The sequence below is a fragment of the Pseudomonas sp. S2_H01 genome, from assembly GCF_054668305.1.
The window spans coordinates 6,652,452-6,677,814 of record NZ_CP162756.1 but is presented as its reverse complement, the minus strand read 5'-3'; the positions used below and the strand labels follow the sequence as shown (position 1 = coordinate 6,677,814).

General features: G+C 60.9%; 20 protein-coding genes, 4 tRNA genes and 1 pseudogene. 11 read left to right on the top strand and 14 right to left on the bottom strand.

From position 1 onward, the window contains the following. Nucleotides 1-44: 44 nt before the first annotated feature. The 9 genes from AB4N84_RS30175 to AB4N84_RS30135 all read right to left on the bottom strand — a co-directional run bounded on the left by AB4N84_RS30175 (nt 45) and on the right by AB4N84_RS30135 (nt 8,856). Nucleotides 45-1,370, bottom strand: a complete 1,326-nt coding sequence (locus AB4N84_RS30175) for an MFS transporter (RefSeq protein WP_460047184.1) — start codon at nt 1,368-1,370, stop codon at nt 45-47. Nucleotides 1,371-1,682: 312 nt separating this feature from the next. Beyond that, nucleotides 1,683-2,003, bottom strand: a complete 321-nt coding sequence (locus AB4N84_RS30170) for a hypothetical protein (RefSeq protein ID WP_074753452.1) — start codon at nt 2,001-2,003, stop codon at nt 1,683-1,685. A 113-nt stretch (nt 2,004-2,116) separates the two neighbouring features. After that, nucleotides 2,117-2,857, bottom strand: coding sequence for a histidine utilization repressor (hutC, locus tag AB4N84_RS30165; protein WP_460044649.1), 741 nt, complete (start codon nt 2,855-2,857; stop codon nt 2,117-2,119). A 150-nt stretch (nt 2,858-3,007) separates the two neighbouring features. Further along, the gene (locus AB4N84_RS30160) at nt 3,008-3,829 is read right to left on the bottom strand and encodes an amino acid ABC transporter ATP-binding protein (RefSeq protein ID WP_460044648.1); all 822 of its coding nucleotides are present in this window, start codon (nt 3,827-3,829) and stop codon (nt 3,008-3,010) included. Nucleotides 3,830-3,907: 78 nt separating this feature from the next. Beyond that, a complete protein-coding gene (locus AB4N84_RS30155; RefSeq protein ID WP_074753450.1) occupies nt 3,908-4,579 on the bottom strand; it encodes an amino acid ABC transporter permease in 672 nt (223 codons plus the stop codon). Further along, entirely contained in the window at nt 4,576-5,235 is a 660-nt protein-coding gene (locus tag AB4N84_RS30150) for an amino acid ABC transporter permease (RefSeq protein ID WP_460044647.1), read from the bottom strand. The genes AB4N84_RS30155 and AB4N84_RS30150 overlap by 4 nt, the downstream gene beginning before the upstream one ends. A gap of 80 nt (nt 5,236-5,315) precedes the next feature. Next, entirely contained in the window at nt 5,316-6,182 is an 867-nt protein-coding gene (locus tag AB4N84_RS30145; RefSeq protein WP_208605170.1) for a transporter substrate-binding domain-containing protein, read from the bottom strand. Nucleotides 6,183-6,287: 105 nt separating this feature from the next. After that, a complete protein-coding gene (locus AB4N84_RS30140) occupies nt 6,288-7,664 on the bottom strand; it encodes an FAD-binding oxidoreductase (RefSeq protein WP_460044645.1) in 1,377 nt (458 codons plus the stop codon). Nucleotide 7,665: 1 nt separating this feature from the next. Next, complete coding sequence (locus AB4N84_RS30135; RefSeq protein WP_460044644.1) at nt 7,666-8,856, bottom strand: alpha-hydroxy acid oxidase; 1,191 nt, start codon at nt 8,854-8,856, stop codon at nt 7,666-7,668. Between the two features lie 387 nt (nt 8,857-9,243). Between AB4N84_RS30135 and AB4N84_RS30130 the strand changes: the two genes are divergently transcribed. After that, on the top strand, nt 9,244-10,209 hold the full coding sequence (locus AB4N84_RS30130; protein WP_460044643.1) for an isopenicillin N synthase family dioxygenase: 966 nt from the start codon (nt 9,244-9,246) through the stop codon (nt 10,207-10,209). A 208-nt stretch (nt 10,210-10,417) separates the two neighbouring features. Here AB4N84_RS30130 and AB4N84_RS30125 read toward each other — a convergent pair whose 3' ends face one another. Next, nucleotides 10,418-11,614 (bottom strand): amino acid aminotransferase, encoded by a 1,197-nt coding sequence (locus AB4N84_RS30125; RefSeq protein WP_460044641.1) that lies wholly within the window; start codon nt 11,612-11,614, stop codon nt 10,418-10,420. A gap of 340 nt (nt 11,615-11,954) precedes the next feature. Here AB4N84_RS30125 and uvrB point away from each other — a divergent pair, with 340 nt between their 5' ends. Continuing rightward, a complete protein-coding gene (gene uvrB, locus AB4N84_RS30120) occupies nt 11,955-13,970 on the top strand; it encodes an excinuclease ABC subunit UvrB (protein WP_074753444.1) in 2,016 nt (671 codons plus the stop codon). A gap of 248 nt (nt 13,971-14,218) precedes the next feature. On the opposite strand, the gene AB4N84_RS30115 is transcribed toward uvrB, so the two are convergent. Together AB4N84_RS30115 and AB4N84_RS30110 are read right to left on the bottom strand one after the other, a co-directional pair. After that, nucleotides 14,219-15,769 (bottom strand): MDR family MFS transporter, encoded by a 1,551-nt coding sequence (locus AB4N84_RS30115; protein WP_460044640.1) that lies wholly within the window; start codon nt 15,767-15,769, stop codon nt 14,219-14,221. Then, nucleotides 15,759-16,814 (bottom strand): HlyD family secretion protein, encoded by a 1,056-nt coding sequence (locus AB4N84_RS30110; protein ID WP_460044639.1) that lies wholly within the window; start codon nt 16,812-16,814, stop codon nt 15,759-15,761. The genes AB4N84_RS30115 and AB4N84_RS30110 overlap by 11 nt, the downstream gene beginning before the upstream one ends. Nucleotides 16,815-17,067: 253 nt before the next feature. On the opposite strand from AB4N84_RS30110, the gene gltX reads away from it, so the two are divergent. The 9 genes from gltX (at nt 17,068) to AB4N84_RS30065 (ending at nt 22,114) form a co-directional block, all read left to right on the top strand. After that, entirely contained in the window at nt 17,068-18,549 is a 1,482-nt protein-coding gene (gene gltX, locus AB4N84_RS30105) for a glutamate--tRNA ligase (protein WP_460044637.1), read from the top strand. A 223-nt stretch (nt 18,550-18,772) separates the two neighbouring features. Then, a tRNA-Ala gene (locus tag AB4N84_RS30100) sits at nt 18,773-18,848 on the top strand. An 88-nt stretch (nt 18,849-18,936) separates the two neighbouring features. After that, nucleotides 18,937-19,012 (top strand) — tRNA-Glu (locus tag AB4N84_RS30095). 51 nt (nt 19,013-19,063) lie between these two features. Then, nucleotides 19,064-19,139, top strand: a tRNA-Ala gene (locus AB4N84_RS30090). A gap of 54 nt (nt 19,140-19,193) precedes the next feature. Then, nucleotides 19,194-19,269 (top strand) — tRNA-Glu (locus AB4N84_RS30085). A 189-nt stretch (nt 19,270-19,458) separates the two neighbouring features. Then, nucleotides 19,459-19,998, top strand: a complete 540-nt coding sequence (locus AB4N84_RS30080) for a TetR/AcrR family transcriptional regulator (protein ID WP_074753440.1) — start codon at nt 19,459-19,461, stop codon at nt 19,996-19,998. A gap of 84 nt (nt 19,999-20,082) precedes the next feature. Further along, on the top strand, nt 20,083-20,523 hold the full coding sequence (locus AB4N84_RS30075; RefSeq protein WP_074753439.1) for an acyl-CoA thioesterase: 441 nt from the start codon (nt 20,083-20,085) through the stop codon (nt 20,521-20,523). 74 nt (nt 20,524-20,597) lie between these two features. Beyond that, complete coding sequence (locus AB4N84_RS30070) at nt 20,598-21,557, top strand: tRNA dihydrouridine synthase (protein ID WP_460044636.1); 960 nt, start codon at nt 20,598-20,600, stop codon at nt 21,555-21,557. Between the two features lie 113 nt (nt 21,558-21,670). Further along, nucleotides 21,671-22,114, top strand: coding sequence for an Hsp20 family protein (locus AB4N84_RS30065; protein ID WP_460044635.1), 444 nt, complete (start codon nt 21,671-21,673; stop codon nt 22,112-22,114). A gap of 84 nt (nt 22,115-22,198) precedes the next feature. Here the strand turns inward: AB4N84_RS30065 and AB4N84_RS30060 are convergent. Together AB4N84_RS30060 and AB4N84_RS30055 are read right to left on the bottom strand one after the other, a co-directional pair. Further along, nucleotides 22,199-24,262 (bottom strand): annotated as a pseudogene (locus tag AB4N84_RS30060) (putative bifunctional diguanylate cyclase/phosphodiesterase); the annotation flags it as partial. 119 nt (nt 24,263-24,381) lie between these two features. Then, a complete protein-coding gene (locus tag AB4N84_RS30055) occupies nt 24,382-25,260 on the bottom strand; it encodes a LysR family transcriptional regulator (RefSeq protein WP_074753436.1) in 879 nt (292 codons plus the stop codon). Nucleotides 25,261-25,363: the final 103 nt, after the last annotated feature.

Below are 25,363 nucleotides of genomic sequence, written 5' to 3'. Positions count from 1 at the left end.
CTGCTGCGAGGGTAGCGAATAGGTCGATCAACACCGCATTGGCGTCAAGTCGAAGCGTTCGCCTTGGTCTTGGTCACCAACCGCAATCCACTGGCCACGCTGCCCACCGCGGCGAACCCGGCGCCGATGCTCAGTGCCAGCGCCGGGCCGTGTTCGCTGGAAATCCCGAAACTCAGCGCCACCAGGGCGGCGCCGGTGGCCTGACCGATCAAGCGGGCGGTGGCGATGGTGCCGCTGGCGCCGCTGGAGCGTTCTTTCGGGGCGCTGGTCATCAGCGCTTTCTGATTCGGTGCCTGGAAAAAGCCGAAGCCGATGCCGCACAGAACCATCCGCGCGGCGATGGACATGACGCTGGCGTCCGCAGGCATGGTCGCCAGGGAAATCATCCCGCAGCAGAGCAACGCCAGACCGATGCCGCCGAGCAGCCCCGGCGGGTAACGATCGGACATGCGTCCGGCGAACGGCGCGATCATCGCCACCACCACCGACCAGGGCGTCATCAGGAAACCGGTCTGCACCGGGTCACGGCCCAGCGTGGTTTCGAAGAAGAACGGCAGTGACACGAACGCCAAACCTTGCGTGGCGAACGAGCAAAAGGCAGTCAGGGCTGACAAGGCAAACATCGGGCGTTTGAGCAGGTCCAGCGGGAACATCGGCGCCGGATGCCCGGCCTCGCGTTTGAGCATCGCCGCGCCGCTGACCAGAAAGATCGCCAGGGCGATCAGCACGGTGGTCATCGAGCCCAGCTGCGCGGCCTCGCTCAAGGCGAAGATCAGCGCACCAAAGGTGATGACATTGAGGATCGCCGTCACCCGGTCAAAGGTCAGGCTGCCGGGTTGGGTGGCAGGCAGCGAGTTCCAGGCGAACACCAGCGCGAACACGCCGATGGGCAAGTTGATTGCGAACAGCCACGGCCAACTGGCCACCGACAGCACCAACGAGGCGATGGTGGGGCCGATGGAAAACGACGTGCCGACCACCAGCGCATTCATGCCCAGCCCGCGGCCGAGGCGCTCGCGGGGGAAGATCGAGCTGATCAGACCGGCGTTCACGCTCATGATCGCGCTGGCGCCCAGGCCTTGCAGCACACGGGCGATGGTCAGCGTGGGCAACGACCAGGCGAACGTGCACAGCGCCGAAGACAACACGAACAGCATCAACCCGCCAAGGTAGACCTTGCGTTGACCCAGCACACCGCCCAAGGCCGCGAACGGCAGCAGGGTTGCCACCGCCGCCAGTTGGTAGGCGTTGATGATCCACACCGACGCCGCGGGCGAAGCGTTAAGGTCGGCAGCGATGGCGGGCAGGGCGGTATTGGCGATGGCCGTGTCGAGCGTGGCCAGGGCGATGGACAGCAGAATCGCAACCATGCCGCGAAATTCGCGGGGGGTGAGCTTATCGCTGACGCGCGGGGAATCCTGAGTGGCGGGCTGGACCATTATCGACAACGCTCCGGGGACTGCAGGCGGGTCTGCCTGCACAAACGAAAGCGTGATGGTGCCGGTTTGTTAGGGGGCTATGCAATGGGCAAATGCTTGAGTTTGAGCGGCGGCGGGGGAACTCTGTGGTTATCGCAACTAGAGGCCTTCGCTTGCTCGCGATTGGGTGGTGTCAGACGATCCATCCGTCACAGACATACCGCAATCGCGGGCAAGCGCGCTCCTACAGGGGATCGGCGTTGTTTAACCGCCAGCGGTATCAATGTCCCGATCCGTGTCGCCGGTCTGGTTCTCTTCCTTGGTCTTGTCAGGGGATTCGTGTTCCTCAGGCTCGAAATCCGGCGTGAAGCTGTTTTCGCCCGACTGATTGCCGTTGTTTTCCTGACTTTGTGCGCCATTGTTGCTCTGGCTTTGAGCACCGTCCTGGCTTTGGGAAGTGCCCTGGTTTTGCTCAGGCGCGGTGTTCGGCGCGGCCTTGTCCTGGCCCATGTGGTTGTCCGGGGTGTCCGGGTCGATGGCAGGGTCGTGACGCTCTTGGGTCTGCTGGTTCTGTTGGTTATCCATATGCACCTCTTCTGTACGCCCGAATCACCGGGGCTTACAGCGTTCGAGGGCAAGGCGTCACAGGCGTTCGATGAATCTGCTGACCGGCTGTCTCCCGCCTTCAACGAGGCCGTTCAACTGTCGCGGTAACTGCCCGTCACCGGCAAGCGGCTGCCGAGACGGTAGCGTGAAGAAGGGTGGACCAACCGCACGTAGGTCACGACGCGGCCGCTGTTCCACGTGCGACGCATCAGCACCAGACAGGGCTCGCTGGCGTCGATCTGCAGGTATTTGAGTTCGTCGGCGGTCGGGTGACTGGCCTCTACAATGTGCTCCATTTCGTCCGGTTGAATGATCTGCAGCAAGTAGCGCGCTGATTGCAAGGCGTCGCCGAAGGGTTGCTGCAGAAAGTCCGGCGCCGTGTGCGGATTGACGTAGCGATCCTCCAGCTGCACCGCGATATCTTCTTCGTAATGCACGCAGAGCAGGTGAAACACCGAGGCACCGGTGGGCAATGAGAGCGCCGAGGCGATCGGCATCGACGCTGATTCCCGCGTCAGTTGCAACACCTGACAGCGATAACGATGCCCCCGCGCCAGAATCTCATCGGCGATGTTGGTGATGTGCAGCAGGTTCGATTGCGGCTTGCTCTCGGCGACGAAGGTGCCCACCCCGGACACCCGCAGCAGACGGCCTTCTTCGGTCAGTTCGCGCAATGCCCGGTTGACCGTCATGCGCGACATGCCCAGTTCAAGGACCAGGCGGTTTTCAGACGGAATCAGGTCGCCCGGTTTCCATTCCCCGGACACCAGCTTGCCGAGCACAAAATCCTTCGCCTGGCGGTACAGGGCTTGTGGCGCCGGCTTGTCCATCATTGACCTCCTTAACGCAATACGGTCCGGGTGATCACCTGTAGGAGCGCGCTTGCCCGCGATCGCCACGGGTCTGACCCATCCTGTTTTCAGATCTTACGACCGGTTCCCGGCCGATCGCGGGCAAGCGCGCTCCTACACGATCGGCTCTTGCTACTTGCCGTCCTGCCAGAACGCATTGCGGTCGAGGTAATTCTGCAAAAACTGCTGCAAGCGCGGCTGTTCGGCGTTGTGGAAGATCTGTTGGGGTGTGCCCCGCGCGACCACTTCGCCCTGATCGAGAAAAATCACCGAATCGGCCACCTGTGCGGCAAAGCCCATTTCGTGGGTGACCACGACCATGGTCATGCCTTCTTTGGCCAGGGTCTTCATCACCTGCAGCACTTCGCCCACCAGTTCCGGGTCGAGCGCGGAGGTGGGTTCGTCGAACAGCATGATGTGCGGCTCCATCGCCAGCGCCCGGGCAATCGCCACGCGCTGCTGTTGACCGCCGGACAACTGCGCGGGATAGGCATTCGCCTTGTGCGCCAGGCCGACTTTTTCCAGCATCGCCATGCCGCGCCGGGTCGCCTCAATGGCCGACAGCTTGCGCACTCTGCGCAGGGCTTCGCAGACGTTGCCCAAGGCGGTCATGTGCGGCCACAGGTTGAATTGCTGGAACACCATGCCGACGTTGCGGCGAACCTGATTGATCTGCGATTGCGGCGCGCGTCGGCGACCTTTGTCGGTGTTCTGCCAGCCGAGCAACTGACCCTCGATGCGAATCTCGCCTTCGTCGTATTCCTCAAGGAAGGCCATGCTGCGCAGCAACGTGCTTTTCCCCGAACCCGACGGGCCGATCAGGCACACCACTTCCGAGCGCTGCACCTGCAGGTCGATGCCCTTGAGCACGCGCAGGGCGCCAAAGCTTTTGCCCACCTTGCTCAGCGACAGAATGGTCGGCTGGTCGCCCGGCGCTGTTGCTGAAGTCTTCATGCATTCACCTTGTTTCTCGCGTGTGCTGGCGGACGCGGCACCGCTGGGTATCAGGAAGCTGTTCATGGGAGGGCTTCCTTATCGTGGTTGTTTGTTCATGAAGCGGCCCACACGGGTTTCCAGGAGCATGCCCAGTCGCGAGCAGGCCTCCACCAGAATCAGATAGCCGATGCACAACATCAGCAGGGTCTCGACGAAGGCAAAGGTCTCCGAGCCGATGCCGGTCAGGACCATCGTGAGTTCCGGGATGGTGATGATCGACAGCACGGCGGTTTCCTTGCACAGCACAGTGATCATGTTCACCAGCGCCGGAAGGATGATCACCAGCATTTGCGGCACTTGAATCCGCCAGATGCATTGCAGGCGGGTGATGCCCAGGCAATCTGCCGCTTCCAGCTGACCCCGGGCCACCGACTCGAACCCGGAGCGAAAGATCTCGGCGAAATACACGCTGCCGTAAACGCCCAGCCCCAGGATGCCGGCGGGAATCGGATCAAGGCTCAGCCCGAAGGAAGGCCCGCCGTAATACACCAGGAACAGTTGCACCAGAAACGGCGTGCTACGAATCAGCTCGATGAACACCCGCAGCGGCGCCCGCACGAAGCGGTTGCCAAACACTTGAGCCACGGCAATCAGCATGCCCAGCGCAATACCGAGCACCACGCCGCTGCTCCAGGTGCCGAGGGTGACCAGAAAGCCCGAGCCGATGTCGCCCAGGTGGTCGGTGATGATTTTCGGGTCGAAGATCATGCCGTCTGCTCCTTCAACCGACGTTCAAGCAGGCTGCCGCAGTAGGCGAGCGGAATATTGATCAGACAATAGAAGCCCGCGAGCATCAGGTAATCCTGAACGAACATGTAGTCGCTGGCGGCGAGGTTCTGCGCGGTGCGGGTCAGGTCGGCCAGGCCGACGACCGACACCAGCGACGAGGCCTTGATCAACAGGATCATTTCGTTGACCAGCGCAGGCAAGGTCAGGCGCACAGCCTGGGGCACGCGGATGCGGATCAGCATCTGGCTCGCGCTCATGCCCAGTAAACCGGCCGCTTCCAGCTGACCGCCAGGGATGGCAAGAAAACCACCGCGCATGATTTCGGCGATGTAGGCACCGGCCGCCAGCGACAGGCCAATGACCGCCGCCACGGTAGGCGAGACATTGGGCAGGCCGATACGCGGCAGGAAGTAATAGATGAACAGCAGTTGCACCAGCAGCGGGATGCCCCGGAACACGAAAATGTAGGCCCCGCCCATACGGCGCAACAGGGGAATCGGCGACAACCGCAGGCTGCCGACCATGATGCCGATGACAAACCCGATCGCCAGCGCGGCGATGGAAACCTGCAACGTCACCCACAGGGCGCCGAGCAATAAAGGTGCGTTCTGCTGCAGCAAGGGCCAATCGAACACGGTGTGACTCCAGCGTATAAATCAGATGCCAGACGCCGAACCCTGTAGGAGCGCGCTCCTACAGGGGAGCTTCGCCGGTATTACCAAGTCGGCTCAAAATCACCCTTTGGCACATCCATCTCCGCGCCCAGCCATTTCTTCTGCAATGCCGCCAGACGGCCGTCCGCGTGCATCTTGTTCACCGCAGCATCCAGCGCGGCGATCAGGCTGTCGGCGTCGGCATCCTTGCGGCCCAGGTAGGCGAAGTAGGATTTCTTGCCGAACGGCGGTTGCACCACTTTGTACAGATTGGCTTTCTGTGCCGCGACGTAGGAAATGTTGGGCAACGAGTTGGCCACGGCGACGATGCGTTTGGCCGCCAGGTCGGCGTAGGCCTGGTTGTTGTCGACGTATTCGCGAATGGTGACCTTCTCCGGCAGCGTTGCAGCGAAGGTTTTCAGCTCTTCCAGTTGCGCGGAACCTTTACCGGCACCCACGGTTTTACCCGCGATGTCCTCGGGCTTCTTGATGCTGTCGTCCTTGGCGCCGACCATCAGCGCCACGGTGGCTTCGGCGATTGGCGAGACAAAGTGATAACGCTCTTTGCGGGCTTTGGTGACGATGATCGGGCCGGCGACCACGTCGAATTTCTTCGCCTCAAGGCCTGGCAGCACGCTTGGCCATGGCAGGTCGAGGAACTTGATCTTGACCCCCAGTTCCTTGCCCAGCGCTTCGAACAGCTCGGCGTTCAGGCCTTTCTGTTTGCCCGCGTCGAGAAAGTCGAACGGGGCGAATTGCATCTCGGTACCGACCACCAGTTCACCGGCTTTCTTCACGTCGGCCAGTTGGTCGGCGTGAGCGGCCAGCGGCATTACCCCCACAGAGAAAGCCGCCAACATGGCCGCGATGCTCAGGCTTTTGAACGTCTTACTGAACACTTTCGTATCAACGCAGGAATCGAGTTGCATGGGGTAACTCCTTCAGGTGCAGTGTTGTCGTCGTTATGTGGGGCAGAAGTGGTAGCTCGTGCTGCAGTTAGCGTGCCATACCGGTATATACAACCACCGAAGCCTTTAACCGAAGATTTTCCCCGGATTCAGAATGCCCTTGGGGTCAAAGCTGCGCTTGAGCCCGGCCATCGCCTCTAAAGCTTCTTGGCTGACCGAATGATGAAGAAACTCGCGCTTGAGCAGGCCGATGCCGTGTTCAGCAGAAACGGCGCCACCCAGCTCGCCCACCGCGCTGTACACCAGTTCTTCGATTTCGTAGACGGGCGCAGGTTGCGGCAGCGAGTTGCAGTCCACGGTCAGGTGCAGATTGCTGTCACCGATGTGGCCGAAATACACGCTGTGGTTACCGGGCCAGCGCTCATCCAGGCGTTGGCGGCACAGGTCGGCGAAGTCGCCGATCTGACCGATCGGCAGGCTGATGTCGAAATTCAAAGGCGCCAGACGCACCGGGAATTCGCCGGTGGCTTCGCGGATCTTCCACAGGCTGCGGGCCTGGGTCTGTGAGGTGGCGAGGATCGCATCGACCACTTCGCCCGCCTCGATGGCCGCTTCCAGCGTCTGCTCCAGCACCTCACTGGTCGCCGAGGATTCCAGCAGCACGTACAGGGGATGATGGTCGGGCATCGGCGCCACCGGGGTTTCCAGCCACGACACGCCCATGCAGAAGAAGTCCTGCCACATCAACTCATACGCCTGCGGCGTGCCAGCGTTGCGCTGGAGGCGCCGCAACAAGGCGACCGCGCTGGCGTAATCGGGCAGGGCGCAGAGCAGGGTGGTGGACTCGCCCGGCTGAGGGGCCATCTTCAGCACCGCACGGGTAATCACCCCAAGGGTGCCTTCGCTGCCGATGAAGCACTGTTTTAGGTCATAGCCGCAGTTGTTCTTGATCATCTTGTTCATCAGGTTCAACACGCGACCGTCGGCAAGCACCACTTCCAGCCCGAGCACCAGGTCACGGGTCATGCCATAACGGATCACCGCATTGCCGCCCGCGTTGGTCGCAATGTTGCCGCCGATCTGACAGGAGCCGCGAGCGCCCAGGTCCAGCGGAAACAGGTAACCGGCATCGGCAACCGCCTGCTGGATCTCCTGCAGGGTGGTGCCTGCCCTCACGGTGACGGTCGCGGCCGCCGCGTCGATTTCTTCGATGCCGCGCAGGCGGTCCAGCGACAGGGCGATGTCGCTGGCGCGGGGCACCGCTCCGCCTGCCAGGCCAGTCATGCCACCTTGCGGCACGACGGGTTGTCCGGCCGCGTTGCAGATGCGCAGGGCGACTGACACCTGTTCAGTGTCTTTGGGCAGCAGCAGCGCAGCCGGACAGGTCGGGGCGTGGCGGGTCCAGTCGCTGTAGTGACGCTGGCTAATGGCATCGCCGGTCAGCACCTGCGCATCGCCCAAGGCTTCACGTAACCGGGTGAGGGTCTGTTGCAGGTCGCTCATGTCATCCACTCACGGTAAAGGTCGCGTCAGGCTTGCGGCTGGCGCTCAATTGATTCAGGTCTGGTTGACCGAGCAAGGTCAAGGCCAGCCGCAGTTCGTTCGCCAGCAAGTCCAGCGCATGGCCGGCGCCGGCCTGACCGCCCACGGCCACGCCGTAGAGGGTGGCGCGGCCCAGCAATACGGCGTCCGCACCCAGCGCGCACGCCTTCAGAATATCGGTGCCGCGTCGAATGCCGCTGTCGAGCAGGATGCTGAGCTTGCCTTTGGCAACATCAGCGATGGCGGGCAGGCAATCGAGCGTGGCAGGGACGCCATCCAGTTGCCGACCGCCATGATTGGTGACGACGATGCCGTCCAGCCCGAGCTTCACGGCCTGCTCGGCGTCTTGCGGGTGCATCACGCCCTTGAGCAGTAAGCGGTGGGGCCACCGCTCACGCAATCGGGCAAGGAAATCCCAGCTCAACTGCTTCTCCATCTTTTCACCGATGAAGTGCGCGGCCCCGGCGGCATTGCGCTGGTTGGCCGGCAGGTAGCGGTCGAGGTTGGCCATGCTCGGCATGCCGTGCGGCCAAAGCGCCTGTTTGATCCAGCGCGGGTGGCGCAGGACGTCGAACTTGTTGCGCAGGCTCAGTTGGCGCGGTCGCGCGAAATTGCGCTTGTCCCACTCGCGGTTGCCCAGCAGCACGGCATCGGTGGTCAGCAGCAAGGTCTTGCAACCCACCGCTTCGGCGCGCTGCAGCAAGTCCTCCTGCACCATGGGATCGCTCATGCTGTACAGCTGAAACCACAGGTTGACGTTGGGCACGGCGGCGACGATCGCTTCCATTGAGGTGGTCGAAACGGTGCTGAGGGAAAAGGGCAGGCCGCGCGCGGTGGCCGCTCGGGCAAGATGAATGTCGGCGTCGCGGTGCAGCATGCCGTTGTAGCCCGTCGGTGCGATGGCCATCGGCAGTGCCAGTTGTTGCTCGAACAGCGTGCGGCGTGTGTCGGGGGTCTGCCAGGGAATCAGTGTCCTGGGCAGCAGGCTCACGTCGGCGAACGCCTGGCGATTGCGCGCCAGCGTCAGTTCTTCTTCGGCGCCACCTTCCAGGTACTCCCAGGCGAAATGCGGCAAACGCCGACGGGCCATGTGAGCCAGTTCGGCAATACTGTGCGCACGGAGAAAATCGGTACCGGCGTGATAGCGACGCATGACAATCCTTGGGCGAGCTGTATAGACAGCTTACGCAAGATGCAGGCCAGTTCAGCGCAGGAACCTGGCGCTTGGGCTGCCATCACCGCCATAGGAACAGTGCTTGGAACGATGTCACCAAAAGTTGCACTGATAAAGGCCTGCCTGCCCGGTACTGGGGCGTGTGGGAACTGTCTTGATTCGCACACCGAACTTTGTGGGAGCTGCCGGAGGTTACGACGGTGGCGAAAGCGTCCTGTCTGACACGCCTCACACCACGCATTCGCCACCGTCTTAACCTCCGGCAGCTCCCACAGGACCAAGGGGGTGCTGCAGGACAGTGTTGGGCACACTAAATGCTTCACCTGTCTATACAGCTTGTCCGACCTTCCACCGACAGGAGCTCGCATGACCGCACATACTCATCTCCCTCTGATCGACATGGCTGGCGTTCGCGAAGGCGACCCCGCGGCGGTCTCTCGTGCCGGTGAGGCGATTCGCAAGGCCTGCGGCGAAACCGGGTTTTTCTACATCATCAACCACGGCGTGCCGCAACCCGTGATCGACACTGCCATGGCGGCGGCGAAAACCTTCTTTGCCTACCCGGTGGACGTGAAGCGTCAGGTGGCGGTGAACAAACGTCACCGTGGCTGGCATGCCCTCGGCGGTGCGCTGATGTATGAAGCGACTAAGCCGGACTTCAAGGAGTTCTTCAGCATGGGGCTGGAGCTGCCGGAAGACGATCCCTGTGTGCTGGCGGGTGAGGCCTTGCGTGGGCCGAATCAGTGGCCGGATTTCATGCCGGAGTTGCGCATGGCGCTGGATGGCTATTACGAAGAAATCGGCCTGGCCGGCGCCGACCTGCTCAAAGCGGTTGCGGTAGGGCTGGGCATCGAGCCTGGTTTCTTTGAGCCGAAATACGGCAAGCGCTTGCAGCGCACGCAGATGGTGTATTACCCGCCGCATCCGCCGATGGCCGAGACCGATCAGTTCGGCGTTGCGCCGCACACGGATTACGGTTGCATCACGTTGCTGTATCAGGACAACACCGGCGGTTTGCAGGTCCGTGAACTGGGCAGCAACCGCTGGATTGACGCCACGCCTGTCGAGGGCAGTCTGGTGGTCAATGTCGGGGATCTGCTGGCGCGCTGGTCGAATGATCGCTTTCGCTCGACGTTGCATCGGGTGATCAACAAATCCGGGCATGAGCGGTATTCCATCGCCACGTTCTACGACCCCACCTACGGCGCCATGGTTGACCCCTGTGATCTGGGCATTGATGCGGCGACCAGCCTGTATCCGCCGGTGGCGGCGGGGGATTACATCCTCAAGCGGATTGATGACTCGATGGCGTATCGCAAGAAGGCGCAGTGAGTAAGGGCATGAGCCTATGCAGTTGCTTGGGTGAACGCGGGTAAATGTAAGAGCGCGCTTGCCCGCGATGGCGATATGTCTGTGAAAGGCAGGTTGCCTGAAACTACGCTTTCGCGGGCAAGCGCGCTCCTACAGTGTTTTGCGTCAGGCATAAAAAAGGGGAAGCAGACACCGATCTGCTTCCCCTCATGCAGCTTGCAGCTGCTCGTTAAATAACCGCCAGAATCGCTTTGGTCACCGCTTCAATGTTGCGGTTGTTCAACGCCGCCACACAGATCCGGCCGGTGTCCAGCGCGTAGATCCCGAACTCGTTGCGCAGGCGATGCACCTGCTCGGTGGTCAGGCCCGAGTACGAGAACATCCCACGCTGACGCGCCACGAAGCTGAAGTCCTGACCGGCTGCGTTGTTCGCCAGGCGGTTCGTCATTTCTTCACGCATGGCACGAATGCGCAAACGCATTTCGGCCAGTTCGTCTTCCCACTTCTGACGCAACTCAGGGCTGTTCAGCACCGCGGCGACGATGGTTGCGCCATGGGTCGGCGGGTTCGAGTAGTTGGTGCGGATCACACGCTTGACCTGGGACAGGACGCGCGCAGTTTCTTCTTTGGAGTCGGTGACGATCGACAGCGCGCCCACACGCTCGCCATACAGCGAGAACGACTTGGAGAACGAGCTGGAGGCGAAGAAGGTCAGGCCCGATTCAGCGAACAGACGCACGGCGGCGGCGTCTTCGTCGATGCCGTCGCCAAAGCCCTGATACGCCATGTCGAGGAACGGCACGTGGCCTTTGGTTTTCAGCACCTCAAGGACTTTTTTCCAGTCGTCCAGGGTCAGGTCAACGCCGGTCGGGTTGTGGCAGCACGCGTGCAGGACGACGATCGAGCCGGCTGGCAGGTTCTGCAGGTCTTCCAGCATGCCCGCGCGGTTCACGTCGTGGGTGGCGGCGTCGTAGTAACGGTAGTTCTGCACCGGAAAACCGGCAGTCTCGAACAGGGCGCGGTGGTTTTCCCAGCTCGGGTCGCTGATCGCCACAACGGCGTCTGGCGACAGCTGCTTGAGGAAGTCAGCACCAATTTTTAGGGCGCCGGTGCCGCCGACGGCCTGCACGGTCATCACGCGGCCGGAAGCCAGCAACGGCGAGTCGGCACCGAACAGCAGGGTTTGAACGGCTTTGTCGTAGGCGGCGATGCCATCAATCGGCAAGTAACCGCGGGGGACGTGTTGAGCGACGCGAATGTCCTCTGCTTCGGCAACGGCACGCAGCAGCGGAATTTTCCCTTCTTCGTTGCTGTAGACGCCTACACCCAGGTTGACCTTGGTGGTACGGGTATCGGCGTTGAATGCTTCGTTGAGGCCCAGGATAGGATCGCGTGGTGCCATTTCGACAGCGGAAAACAGGCTCATTTTTGCGGCGGCTCTGAATGGGGAGTGAATGGGTCGCATCGCTCCGGCCGAATGCACTAGAGCGGTGCACAAACGGGGAGTCAGTATAGAGAGCATCGCGATCGGGGGCGACAGGTCGGGACTGGTTTTTTCCGGGTTTTTCCGATTATTTTCGACCATTAGTCATGTCACGCTGACTAATGTCCTGAGGACGGCTTGAAAGCTGGCGTTATGGCCACCATTTGTAGTCCCATCATTCTTTTCTTCGTACGTCTTTTCCTTTGACGGGATCAGTCGTCCTCGCTCATTACGCCCTGGCCCGGAAGTCTCGTTCGGGCGAGGGCGAACACAGAGGTAGGTTATGTCCGAGTTTCAGCTCGTTACCCGTTTTGAGCCGGCCGGTGATCAACCGACGGCGATCCGCCAACTGGTCGAGGGCATCGATGCAGGGCTGTCGCACCAGACCCTGCTGGGGGTGACCGGTTCGGGCAAAACCTTCAGCATTGCTAACGTCATCCAGCAGGTGCAGCGCCCGACCCTGGTGCTGGCGCCGAACAAGACGCTGGCGGCTCAGTTGTATGGCGAATTCAAGGCCTTCTTCCCCAACAATGCCGTTGAATACTTCGTGTCCTACTACGACTACTACCAGCCGGAAGCCTATGTGCCGTCGTCCGACACCTTCATCGAGAAGGACGCGTCGATCAACGACCACATCGAGCAGATGCGGTTGTCGGCCACCAAGGCGTTGCTGGAGCGCAAGGACGCCATCATCGTCACGACGGTGTCGTGCATCTACGGTCTGGGCAGCCCGGAAACCTACCTGCGCATGGTGCTGCACGTCGACCGTGGCGACAAACTCGACCAGCGCGCCTTGCTGCGCCGTCTGGCTGACCTGCAATACACCCGCAACGACATGGATTTTGCCCGTGCCACCTTCCGCGTGCGCGGTGACGTGATCGACATCTTTCCGGCGGAATCAGACCTGGAAGCCATTCGCATCGAGCTGTTCGACGACGAAGTCGAAAGCCTGTCGGCCTTCGACCCGTTGACCGGCGAAGTCATCCGCAAGCTGCCGCGCTTTACCTTCTACCCGAAGAGCCACTACGTCACGCCACGGGAAACCCTGCTGGACGCGATGGAAGGGATCAAAGTCGAGTTGCAGGAGCGCCTGGAGTACCTGCGCGGTGCCAACAAACTGGTGGAAGCGCAACGTCTGGAGCAACGCACCCGGTTCGACCTGGAGATGATCCTGGAGCTGGGTTACTGCAACGGCATCGAAAACTACTCGCGCTACCTGTCGGGCCGTCCGGCCGGTGCGCCGCCGCCCACGCTCTACGACTACCTGCCGCCGGATGCCTTGCTGGTGATCGACGAGTCCCACGTCAGCGTGCCGCAGGTCGGCGCCATGTATAAGGGTGACCGCTCGCGTAAGGAAACGCTGGTGGAATACGGCTTCCGTCTGCCGTCGGCACTGGATAACCGTCCGATGCGTTTCGATGAATGGGAAAGCGTCAGCCCGCAGACCATTTTCGTGTCCGCGACACCGGGCCCGTACGAAGGCGAGCACGCCGGGCGAGTGGTCGAGCAAGTGGTGCGTCCGACCGGTCTGGTCGATCCGCAAATCGAAATTCGTCCGGCCCTGACCCAGGTGGACGATCTGCTGTCAGAGATCCACAAACGCGTGGCGCTGGAAGAGCGGGTGCTGGTCACCACGCTGACCAAACGCATGTCCGAGGACCTCACCGACTACCTGGCCGACCACGGCGTGCGGGTGCGCTACCTGCACTCGGACATCGACACCGTTGAACGCGTCGAGATTATCCGTGACCTGCGTCTGGGCACCTTCGATGTGCTGGTGGGGATCAACCTGCTGCGCGAAGGCCTGGACATGCCGGAAGTGTCCCTCGTGGCGATTCTCGACGCCGACAAGGAAGGCTTCCTGCGTTCCGAGCGTTCGCTGATCCAGACCATTGGCCGCGCGGCGCGTAACCTCAACGGGCGGGCGATCCTGTACGCCGACCGCATCACCGGTTCGATGGAACGGGCGATTGGCGAAACCGAACGCCGGCGTGACAAGCAGATCGCCTTCAACCTGGAAAACGGCATCACCCCCAAAGGCGTGATCAAGGACGTCACCGACATCATGGAAGGCGCCACCGTGCCCGGCTCGCGCAGCAAGAAGCGCAAGGGCATGGCCAAAGCCGCCGAAGAGAACGCCAAGTACGAAGCCGAACTGCGTTCGCCGAGCGAGATCACCAAGCGCATTCGTCAACTGGAAGAGAAGATGTACCAGCTGGCCCGCGACCTGGAGTTCGAAGCGGCGGCACAGATGCGCGACGAGATCACCAAGCTTCGCGAGCGGTTGCTGGCGGTTTGATCGCAGGCTGAGCAAACGGGGACTTTCGGTGGGAGCGAATTCATTCGCGATGGTTGTACAGGCGATGCACCTCTGGCGCCTGATCAATTTTTCGCGAATGAATTCGCTCCTACAGGTTCTCTGCACGGCATACGGCTTGATGAGAACCCTGTAGGAGCGCGCTTGCCCGCGATTGCGGTTTGACCGTCAACACATGAGTTGGAGGCAGACAGCTATCGCGGGCAAGCGCGCTTCTACAGGGAAGAACCTTAATGCGCCGCGCCACCCTTGATGCCCTGCGGCAGCTTCTTGGTCAACAACACCGCCACCATGCTGATCCCCAGCGCGATTCCAACAAAATGAAACGCATCGTTGTAGGCCATGATCGCCGCCTGCTGGTGGGCGATTTCGCTGAGCTTGCCCAGCGCTGCCGTCTCGTTGCCCAATCGGTCCGTGAGCTGTGCCATGCGTTCGGCGACTTGCGGGTTGGCGGGGGAGATGGACTCTCGCAAGTAGTCGAAGTAGGTCTTGGTCCGGGCATCCAGCAGGGTCGCCAGCAAGGCAATGCCGATGGCGCCCCCGAGATTACGCAGAATATTGAACAGGCTCGACGCCGACCCGGCGTCCTGTGGCTGAATGAACGCCGTGGCAATCAGCGAGATGGTCACCATGATCAGCGGCTGACCCAGCGCTCGAACGATCTGGATCTGATTGAATTGCGGCCCGGCGAAATCCGGGTTGAGCACGCCCGATGAAAAGCTCGCGATCCCGAACAGGCCAAAACCCAAGGTGCAGAGCACTTTCGGCGAAATGATCTTCATCAGTTGCGGCACAAGCGGAATCAGAAACAGCTGGGGGATGCCCATCCACATGATCACTTCGCCAATCTGTTGCGCGTTGTAACCCTGTATCTGTGCCAGGTACAGCGGCAGCAGATAGATCGAACCGTACAGCCCAACGCCCATCCCGACACTGGAAATGCTCGACAGCCCGAAATTGCGGTTACCGAGGATGCCCAGGTTGATCAGCGGTTTGGGTTTGGAGAACTGGATGATCACGAAGGTCATCAGGCTGATCAATGCGATGCTGCCCAGGCTGACGATGAGGTTCGATTCGAGCCAGTCCTTGCGATGACCTTCTTCAAGAAACACCTGCAGACAGCCCAGCCCGACGCCGAGGGTAACAATACCGGCGTAATCGGTGCTCTTGAGCAACTCCCAGTGCGGCGCTTTCTTTTCGAGCCCGTAGAGCAGCCCGGCGATCATCACCAGCCCTGGCGGGATGTTGATGTAGAAGATGTATTCCCAGCCGAAGTTTTCCGTCAGCCATCCGCCGAGGGTGGGGCCGATGGAGGGCGCGAAGGTGGCGGTCATGGCGAACAGCGCCATGCCTTTTGCGCGATGGTGTTCTGGGAGTTTGATCAGCGTCAGGGTGAACGCCAGCGGGATCAGCGCGCCGCCGGTGAAGCCCTGCATGGCGCGGAACACGATCATGCTCTCCAGGCTCCAGGCCATCGAGCAGAGCAGGGAGGAGACCAGGAACCCCAGCGACACCCACACCGCCAGACGCCGTGCCGAGAGCAACTGCACCAGCCAGGCGGTGAGCGGGATCATGATGATTTCGGCGACCAGGTAGGACGTGGAAATCCACGAGCCTTCTTCAAGGGTCGCCGACAGCGCGCCCTGAATGTCCTTGAGCGAAGAGTTGGTGATCTGGATATCCAGCACCGCCATGAACGCGCCGAGCATCACGCTCATCACCGCGATCCAGTCCCGCCGGCTCGGCTCGCCGACCGGGCGGATCAGCTCGTCACCGGCCACTGTGCGGATCGTTCTCAGGCTTGATGTTCACCGAAACCGTCACCGACATGCCGGGACGAATCTTGCCGTGCAGCGGATTATCGGCCGCAAACGTCAATTTCACCGGAATGCGCTGCACGACCTTGGTGAAGTTGCCGGTGGCGTTGTCCGGTGGCAGCAAACTGAACTGGGCGCCGGACGCGGCGAACAAGCTGTTGACCTGCCCTTTGATCGGCGTGCCGGGGAAACTGTCGAACGTCAGCTCGGCGGACTGGCCGATCTCCATGTGCTCGATCTGGGTTTCCTTGAAGTTGGCCTGCACCCAGATGTCTTCGTCGGGCACGATGGACAGCAGGTACGCACCCGCCTGCACGTACTGACCGTTGCGCGCCGCGCGCTGGCCGACCAGCCCGCTGATCGGCGAGTGGATCTCCGTGCGCTGCATATTGATCTCGGCCTGCGCCAGGTCCGCGCGGGCGTTGGCGATTTGCGCGTCGAGGCGCTTGATCTCTGCATTCAAAGCGTTGACCTGCTGACGCTGGCTCTGGGCGTCGGCCTGGGCTTTGGTGACCTGCGAGCGGGCGACGTTGCTGTCGGCGGTCATGGTGGTGACTTGCGCTTCCGAGACGAAGCCCGGCGTGCGCAGCTTTTGCAGACGCGCCAGGTCGAGTTGAGTACGGCCAAGGGTCGCTTGATTGGCTTGTACCTGCGCGTCGCTGGCCGCGATCAGGCTCGATTGCTGGGTCAGCTTGCTTTGTGCCTGCAAACGTTCGGCTTCACGCGTGGCGAGGGTGGCCTGCGCGCGGTCGATCGCTAGACGAAAGTCATCGGGTTCCAGCCGCACCAGCAACTGACCTTTTTCGACGTGCTGGTTGTCCTGCACCCGCACGTCGCTGACCCGCGCGGCCAACTGGCTGGACACTCGGGTGATTTCACCCTGCACGTAGGCGTTGTCGGTGGTTTCGTAAAAACGTCCTTTTAAATACCACTGGGCGAAGAAGGCGAGGGCGATCAACAGGACCACCCCGAAAAAGATGAACAGGCGGCGTTTCAGTTGGGCAGGCATGGTTATTCTGATTATTGGAAAGTCAGGAAATGATCAGCAACAAATTATCAGCAAAGAAGGTCTGGCACCTAGCCATCGTTGAAATAATGACTGGAAGTGATAATCCGGTATTCATTTATGGCGCGGGGTGAGGGACGGGCTACGCTGAGTTCCCACCTGTGCGAATCTGCCCCGTGATCCGGTTCCGGCGCTGGAGCCGCGAGGGCTGCGCCTGTTAAGATTCGCGGCTTGTTCGACCTATTCGGAATTTTCCATGACCACCGTTCGTACCCGCATCGCGCCATCGCCTACCGGCGACCCCCACGTTGGCACGGCTTACATCGCACTCTTCAACTATTGCTTTGCCAAGCAACACGGCGGCGAGTTCATCCTGCGCATTGAAGACACCGATCAGCTGCGCTCGACCCGCGAGTCCGAACAACAGATTTTCGATGCCCTGCGCTGGCTCGGTATCGAATGGAGCGAAGGCCCGGACGTCGGCGGCCCGCACGGCCCATACCGTCAAAGCGAGCGTGGCGACATCTACAAGCAGTACACCCAGCAACTGGTCGACGCCGGTCATGCCTTCCCATGCTTCTGCACCGCCGAAGAGCTGGACCAGATGCGCGCCGAGCAGATGGCCCGTGGCGAAACCCCGCGTTACGACGGGCGTGCGTTGCTGTTGTCGAAGGAAGAAGTCGAGCGCCGTCTGGCCGCCGGCGAACCCCACGTGATCCGCATGAAAGTGCCGAGCGAAGGCGTGTGCGTCGTGCCGGACATCCTGCGCGGTGAAGTCGAAATCCCGTGGGACCGCATGGACATGCAGGTCCTGATGAAGACCGACGGTCTGCCGACCTACTTCCTGGCGAACGTCGTCGACGACCACCTGATGGGCATCACTCACGTGCTGCGCGGCGAAGAGTGGCTGCCGTCGGCCCCGAAACTGATCCTGCTGTACGAATACTTCGGCTGGGAAAAACCGGCGCTGTGCTACATGCCGCTGCTGCGTAACCCCGACAAAAGCAAACTGTCCAAACGCAAGAACCCGACGTCCGTCACGTTCTATGAGCGCATGGGCTTCATGCCCGAAGCGATGCTCAACTACCTGGGCCGGATGGGCTGGTCGATGCCGGACGAGCGCGAGAAGTTCTCGTTGCAGGAAATGGTCGACAACTTTGACCTGAACCGCGTCTCGCTGGGCGGTCCGATCTTCGACATCGAGAAACTGTCCTGGCTCAACGGCCAGTGGCTGCGTGAGTTGCCGGTCGAAGAGTTCGCCGCACGTGTTCAGAAGTGGGCGTTCAACAGCGACTACATGATGAAGATCGCGCCGCACGTTCAGGGGCGCGTGGAAACGTTCAGTCAGGTCGCACCGCTGGGTGGTTTCTTCTTCGCAGGGGGCGTCAACCCGGACCCGAAACTGTTCGAGCACAAGAAACTGTCGCCGGAGCAGGTGCGTCAGGTGCTGCAGCTGATTCTGTGGAAGCTGGAATCCCTGCGTCAGTGGGAGAAAGACACCATTACCGGTTGCATCCAGGCCGTGGTCGAGCACCTCGAGCTGAAGCTGCGCGACGCCATGCCGCTGATGTTCGCCGCGATCACCGGCCAGGCCAATTCGGTGTCGGTGACCGATGCCATGGAAATCCTCGGTCCGGACCTGACCCGCTTCCGTCTGCGCCAGGCGCTTGACCTGCTGGGCGGCGTTTCGAAGAAAGAAAACAAAGAGTGGGAAAAGCTGCTCGGCGCCATCGGCTGAGTCACGCCCGGCCGCTGTGCGTACCCGAACACGGGCGCACGGTGGCCGAGCAACCCCCTGATTCTTCGGGGGAGGGCGGTAAGTGATTGTTATCCCGGAAAATTCTTTTGGAATTTGTTGAAAAAAAGTTTGACAGGTATGTGGGTCGCACTTAATATGCGCCCCGTCCACACGGCAACACAGAAACGCGGCGGCAACGCCGAGTAATCTGAGAGTGTAATGTGGGGCTATAGCTCAGCTGGGAGAGCGCCTGCATGGCATGCAGGAGGTCAGCGGTTCGATCCCGCTTAGCTCCACCAATTTAGAAACTTCAAGGTTGGCTACACTGCCTTGAAGTTTGTACCGCAAAAATCGGAACCAGCACCGATTCAGGTACACAAGGGTTACGTCCCCTTCGTCTAGTGGCCTAGGACACCGCCCTTTCACGGCGGTAACAGGGGTTCGAGTCCCCTAGGGGACGCCAGTTTTACCGAGTGATGCCGATAGGCTGATCTCCGTCGAGAGACGTAAATTCGGGGCTATAGCTCAGCTGGGAGAGCGCCTGCATGGCATGCAGGAGGTCAGCGGTTCGATCCCGCTTAGCTCCACCAAATTTGCCAGGGTTCGTTGATGATGTTTATCACGAACCTGACTGAAGGTTTTGCGTCCCCTTCGTCTAGTGGCCTAGGACACCGCCCTTTCACGGCGGTAACAGGGGTTCGAGTCCCCTAGGGGACGCCACGATTTCTCGCTCTGCGAGACCAAGGGTCATTCGATTATTGAATGGCCCTTTTGTTTTTCTGGGGTTTTATTTCCCCGTCCCTCCTTTGACGACCACGCTTTTGACGACCACGGATCAGTGGGTTCACATCGCGACTTGCCATCTCGCATGATGCAGATAATATTACTGCCATCATCCCGGAGGCGGACATGAACGATAAGAAAGCACAAACCCGCGAACGTATTCTCAATGCGGCCAGCGTCGCGCTGATTGCACGCGGGCCTGTCGAGCCCAGCGTCAACGAAATCATGGGCGCGGCGGGGCTGACAGTGGGTGGTTTCTACGCGCACTTCGACAGCAAGGAAGCCTTGATGCTCGAGGCGTTCAACCAGTTGCTCAGCGAGCGGCGGGACATGGTTGCGACAATAGACGACCAGCTCCCCGGCGAAGAGCGGCGCGCCTTGCTGGCGGCGTTCTATCTGTCGCGCAAACACCGCGATGCCGAAGATCACGCCTGTCCGCTGCCCACGGCGATCGGGGAGATGGCGCGTCTCTCGGATGATTTTCGCGGTGCCTTGTCCGAACACATCGAGTTGATGGTCGCGCAACTGGCTGCCAGCCCTGAAGAAACCGACAAAACCCTGGCCGACATTGCCCTGATGCTCGGTGGTCTGGCGCTGGCGCGAGCGCTCGGCCCAAGCGAGCTGTCAGACCGCGTGCTGCGTGCCGCCAAGTCGGCCATGCAGTGAGGCGTTGCTGACAGAGACGGACCATGCCTCCACGCTTTTAGTTACACTGCCTCGCGAACGAACTAACGAGGGGCAGGAACGAGCATGGTCTGGGATCTGGCAACGCCATTCGTCATCGACCTGAACGTGGGCGAGGACGACATCGATGGATTGGGGCACGCCAACAATGCGGTGTACGTCACCTGGCTTGAGCGCTGCGCGTGGCGCCATTCACAACAGTTGGGGCTCGATTTGACCGAGTACCGGCGTCTGGACCGCGCCATGGCGGTGGTCCGTCATGAAATCGACTATCTGGCCAGCGCCTATCAGGACGACGAGCTGCAACTGGCGACCTGGATCGTGGACTGGGATCAGCGCCTGAAGATGACCCGGCGTTTTCAACTCAAGCGGCCCAGTGACGGGGTGACGTTGCTGCGCGCGCAAACCACCTTCGTCTGCATCGAGCTGTCCACGGGCAAGCCCAAACGCATGCCCGCCGAGTTCATCGAAGGCTATGCGCCCGCCTTACAGACGGCAGCGTCCTGACGTCCGGCGCCTTCGGCCCGTTCCCAAGCGCGCCACCACTGCGTAAACTGCCGGACTTTTTCGAGTGTGACCCCATGCAAATTGCTCTGGCACCCATGGAAGGCCTGGTCGACGACATTCTGCGCGATGTGCTGACCCAGGTCGGCGGCATCGACTGGTGCGTGACCGAATTCATCCGGGTGACCGAGCGTCTGTTGCCTGCGCATTATTTCCACAAGTTCGCCTCCGAACTGCTGACGGACGCCAAGACCCGTGCGGGCGTGCCGTTGCGCGTGCAACTGCTGGGTTCAGACCCTGTGTGCCTGGCGGAAAACGCAGCCTTCGCCGCCGAACTGGGCGCCCCTGTGATTGACCTGAACTTCGGCTGCCCGGCCAAGACCGTCAACAAGTCGCGGGGTGGGGCGGTGCTGTTGAAAGAGCCTGAGCTGCTGCATTCGATCCTCAGCCATGTCCGCCGCGCCGTGCCCGCGCACATTCCGGTCACCGCCAAGATGCGCCTCGGTTACGACAGCACCGAGCCAGCGCTGGATTGCGCCCGTGCGCTGGAAGCCGGTGGCGCCGAACACATCGTCGTCCATGCCCGAACCAAGGTCGACGGTTACAAGCCACCCGCGCACTGGGAATGGATCGGCAAGATCCAGGACGTGGTGAAGATCCCGATCATCGCCAACGGTGAAATCTGGACCGTCGACGACTGGCGTCGCTGCCGTGAAATATGCGGGGCACGGGACATCATGGTCGGGCGCGGTCTGGTCGCTCGTCCAGACCTGGGGCGACAAATTGCGGCGGCAGAAGCGGGGCGCGAGGTTGTCGAGATGACCTGGCAGGAACTGCAGCCGCTGCTGCGCGTGTTCTGGCAGCAGGCATTGGCGAAGATGACCCGTGTGCAGGCGCCGGGGCGTCTCAAGCAGTGGGTCGTGTTGCTGACCAAGAGCTATCCCGAAGCCGTCGTCCTGTTCGATGCCTTGCGTCGTGAAACGGACTGCGAGCGCATCAGCCAAATGCTCGGTGTTGTCGCACAGGAAGCGGCCTGAAAAAATTTTCATAGCGACTCTTGAAACAGAAGTGACTGTCCCTATCTTGGGATTACGCGATGCCGAAGTCGGGTCGCGGAGACAACCACTTGCTGATTTATCAGGAGATTCACATGACTACCGCTTTCTCTCTGGCTCCACTGTTCCGTTCTTCCGTGGGCTTTGACCGCTTCAACGACCTGTTCGAATCGGCCGCCCGCAACGAGTCGGCCAGCAGCTACCCTCCCTACAACGTCGAGAAACACGCAGACGACCAATACCGCATTGTCATCGCGGCGGCGGGTTTCCAGGAAGAAGACCTCGAGTTGCAGGTCGAGAAGGGTGTGCTGACCGTCACGGGCAGCAAGCGCGACAACACGGCGGAAGGCGTGACCTTCCTGCATCAGGGCATTGCCCAGCGCGCGTTCAAGCTGTCGTTCCGTCTGGCCGACCATATCGAAGTGCAAAACGCCGCACTGGTAAACGGCCTGCTGAACATTGACTTGCTGCGCCTGGTGCCTGAAGAGGCCAAGCCAAAACGCATCCAGATCAATGGTCAGAAAACCCTGGCGCATTGATTCACCCGCCAGCGAAATGAAAAGGCGCCCCTTGGGGCGCCTTTTTTTAGGCTGTTCAGTCACCGCTTGACGCTTCTGTGGACGTTACAGGAACCTCCCACGCAACAGCGTTTCAAACCCTGCGGCGCTCAGCGGTTCGCTGAACAGAAACCCCTGATAAAAGTGGCAGTCCAGTTGCGCAAGAAAGTCCAGTTGCTCCTGTGTTTCGACGCCTTCGGCAATAATCGCGAGGTTCAGGCTGGCGGCCATGGCGACAATGGCGCGGACGATTTCGGCGTCGTTGGGATCGGTGGTTGCGTCGCGAACGAATGACTGATCGATTTTCAGCGCGTCTACCGGCAAGCGTTTCAGGTACGTCAGCGACGAATAGCCCGTGCCGAAATCATCCATGGCGAAACTGATGCCCAGGTGCTTGAGCTGGAGCATTTTGGCGATGGTGTCGTCCAGGTTTTGAATGACGATGCCTTCGGTGATTTCCAGTTTGAGCAGGCGGTTGGGCAGTCCATAGGTGCGCAGGCAGCGTTCGACGCGCTCGACAAAATCCGACTGACGAAACTGCCGGGGACTGATGTTCACGCACAGGCTGAAATCGTTACCGTCGATCAACTCCTTACCCAGCAGTTCTCTGCCCGTTTTGCAGGCTTCTTCGAGAATCCAGTTGCCGACCTCAAGGATCATCCCGCTTTCTTCCATGACCTGAATGAACTGGCTGGGCGCCAGGTGACCCAGGCTCGGGTGTTGCCACCGCAGCAGCGCCTCGGCGCCGACAATGCGATTGCCGCGGGTGTCCACCTGGGGTTGATAGCTGAGGCTGAACTCGCCGCGGGCGAGCGCCTGGCGCAAGTCGTTCTCCAGGCGCAAACGGTCGCTGGCCGCCTTTTGCATGGTGGCGTGAAACATCTGTATTGCGTTGCGGCCCGAGTCCTTGGCCCGGTACAGCGCGATATCCGCGCGCTTGAGCAGGTCGGCGGGGGTTGAGCCATGGTCGGGAATCAAGGCAATCCCGATGCTGGGCGTGACCTGCAGCCGGTGGCCGTCGAGGAACATCGGTTCCGAAAGCAGCTCGCGCAAGGTGTTTGCCAGGCGTTGGACCTGATCGACGACCTCCTCCCTGGATCCCTCCAGTCCGCTGATCAGCACGACAAACTCGTCGCCTCCCAGCCGCGCCACGGTGTCTTCCAGTCGTACGCTGGCTTCCAGGCGCGCGGTGATGATCTTCAGCACACTGTCGCCAACCGGATGCCCGAGCGAATCATTGATGTGCTTGAAGTGATCAAGGTCGAGGAACAGCAAGGCGCCGCGTAAATTGTGGCGCTTGAGCAAGGCAATCTGCTGGCTCAGACGGTCCATCAGCAGGGCGCGGTTGGGCAGGTTGGTCAGCGAGTCGTGATAGGCCAGGTGCTGAATCTGCGCCTGGGCGTTCTTCAACTGGCTGATGTCACGTGCGGTGATTAAAAGGCACGGGGTGCCATCCAGTAACAGTGGGTCGATGGAGACGTCGACCGTGATGAGCTCACCGTCCTTGTTGCGCCCCAGCAACTCACGGTTACGCACTTTGCCCTTTTCTTCGATTTCCTGAATCAGCCGCGTGCGTTGGGTAATGTCGGCCATGATCGAGAACTCGAACACCGTGCGATTGACGACATCGCTGGCGCTATAGCCGGACAGGCGAGAAAAACCGTCGTTGACTTCGATGTACCGGCCGGAGTCCCGTTCGGTGATGATGATGGCGTCCGGGCTTGAGTGAAACGCGCGGGCAAACTTCTCTTCGCTGGCCTTGAGCGCCTGTTGTGCGCGTATATGTTCGGTGTTGTCGATGAAGGTGCTCAGCAGGTAGAGGCCGTCGCTCAAGTCTATTTGCTGGGTATAGAGCGTGCCGTCGTGGGTGCGTCCGTCCCGGCTGCGCCACTGGGTCTCCAGGCTGGCAGGTTCATCGGTAACCAAGGTTTTTTCCAGCGCCATCTCACGATGCTGTGCGGCCATCCAGAGGCCGATCTCCAGCGTGGTACGGCCCATACAGTCGCTCATCGGCCAGCCGAACGTCGTCTCGAAATGGCGATTGGCGTTGCAGATCAGGCCGTCTTTGAAGCGCGTGAGCAAGACCACATTGGGACTGAGGTTAAACAGGGTCGCAAAGTGTTTCTCCGACTCTTTCGCGGTCAATGCCAGGCCAGTCAGTTGAAACAGTGGGCTGTCAGCGGTTATGGGCATGCGATCACGAGCCTTCAGGGAGTCAAGCCAGTATGTCGATCAGTAGGCAGCACCGCTCAGGCGACGGTCGCCTGGGCATCGAGCAGCGCCATGAAGGCCTTGGCGGCGTTCGACAGCGTGCGTTCCGTGTGAACAATGTAGCCTAGCTGGCGCCGCAGCTGTATGCCCGGCAATGGAATGCTGGCGACCTGTTCGTCAAGCATGGTTCTGGGGAGCACACTCCAGGCCAGCCCGATGGACACCATCATCTTGATCGTCTCCATGTAATTGGTGCTCATGGCGATGTTCGGCTTCAGTCCCTCGGCTTCGCACAAGCCACTGACGATGTGATGGGTGAAGGTATTGCCGCCCGGAAACACGGCAGGGTAGCGGGCAATGTCGGCCAGGCTGACGTTGGGCGTCGTGGCCAGCGGGTGTTCGGGGGCCGCCACGAAGTCCAAGGGGTCATCCCAGACCCTCACGGCCTTGACCAGCGAGTGCGGCTCCGGTGCCAGGGTGATCACTGCCAGCTCCGCACGGCCGTGCAGGATTTCCTCGTACGCGACCTCGGAATCCAGAAACTCGATGTCCAGCGCGACGTCGGGATAAGCGCGGGTGAACGCTCTTAACACCGGTGGCAGGCGGTGCAGGCCGATGTGGTGGCTGGTCGCCAGACTCAAGCGGCCGGTGACCTCACCGGTCAGATTGGTCAGCGCGCGTCGCGTGTCATCCAGTACGTTGAGGATCTGGTAGGCCCGGGGCAAAAGCGCGCGGCCGGCTTCCGTCAGGCTGACTTCCCGACCGAGGCGGTCGAACAGGCGTACATTGAGTTGTTGTTCAAGGCCGGCGATGCGCTTGCTGATGGCGGGCTGAGTCAGGTGCAGGCGTTCACCGGCGCCCGAAAAACTGCCGGTCTCGGCAATGGCAATAAAGGCATTGAGGTTCGCCAGATCCATCTCGAATTCCTGTTGGTTATCCAAAGCATGAAAAATATGAATTTGAGTTATTTAAGCATATTCCATAGCATCTCCCCCACAAGCCAAGGGGTCTTTGATTCGT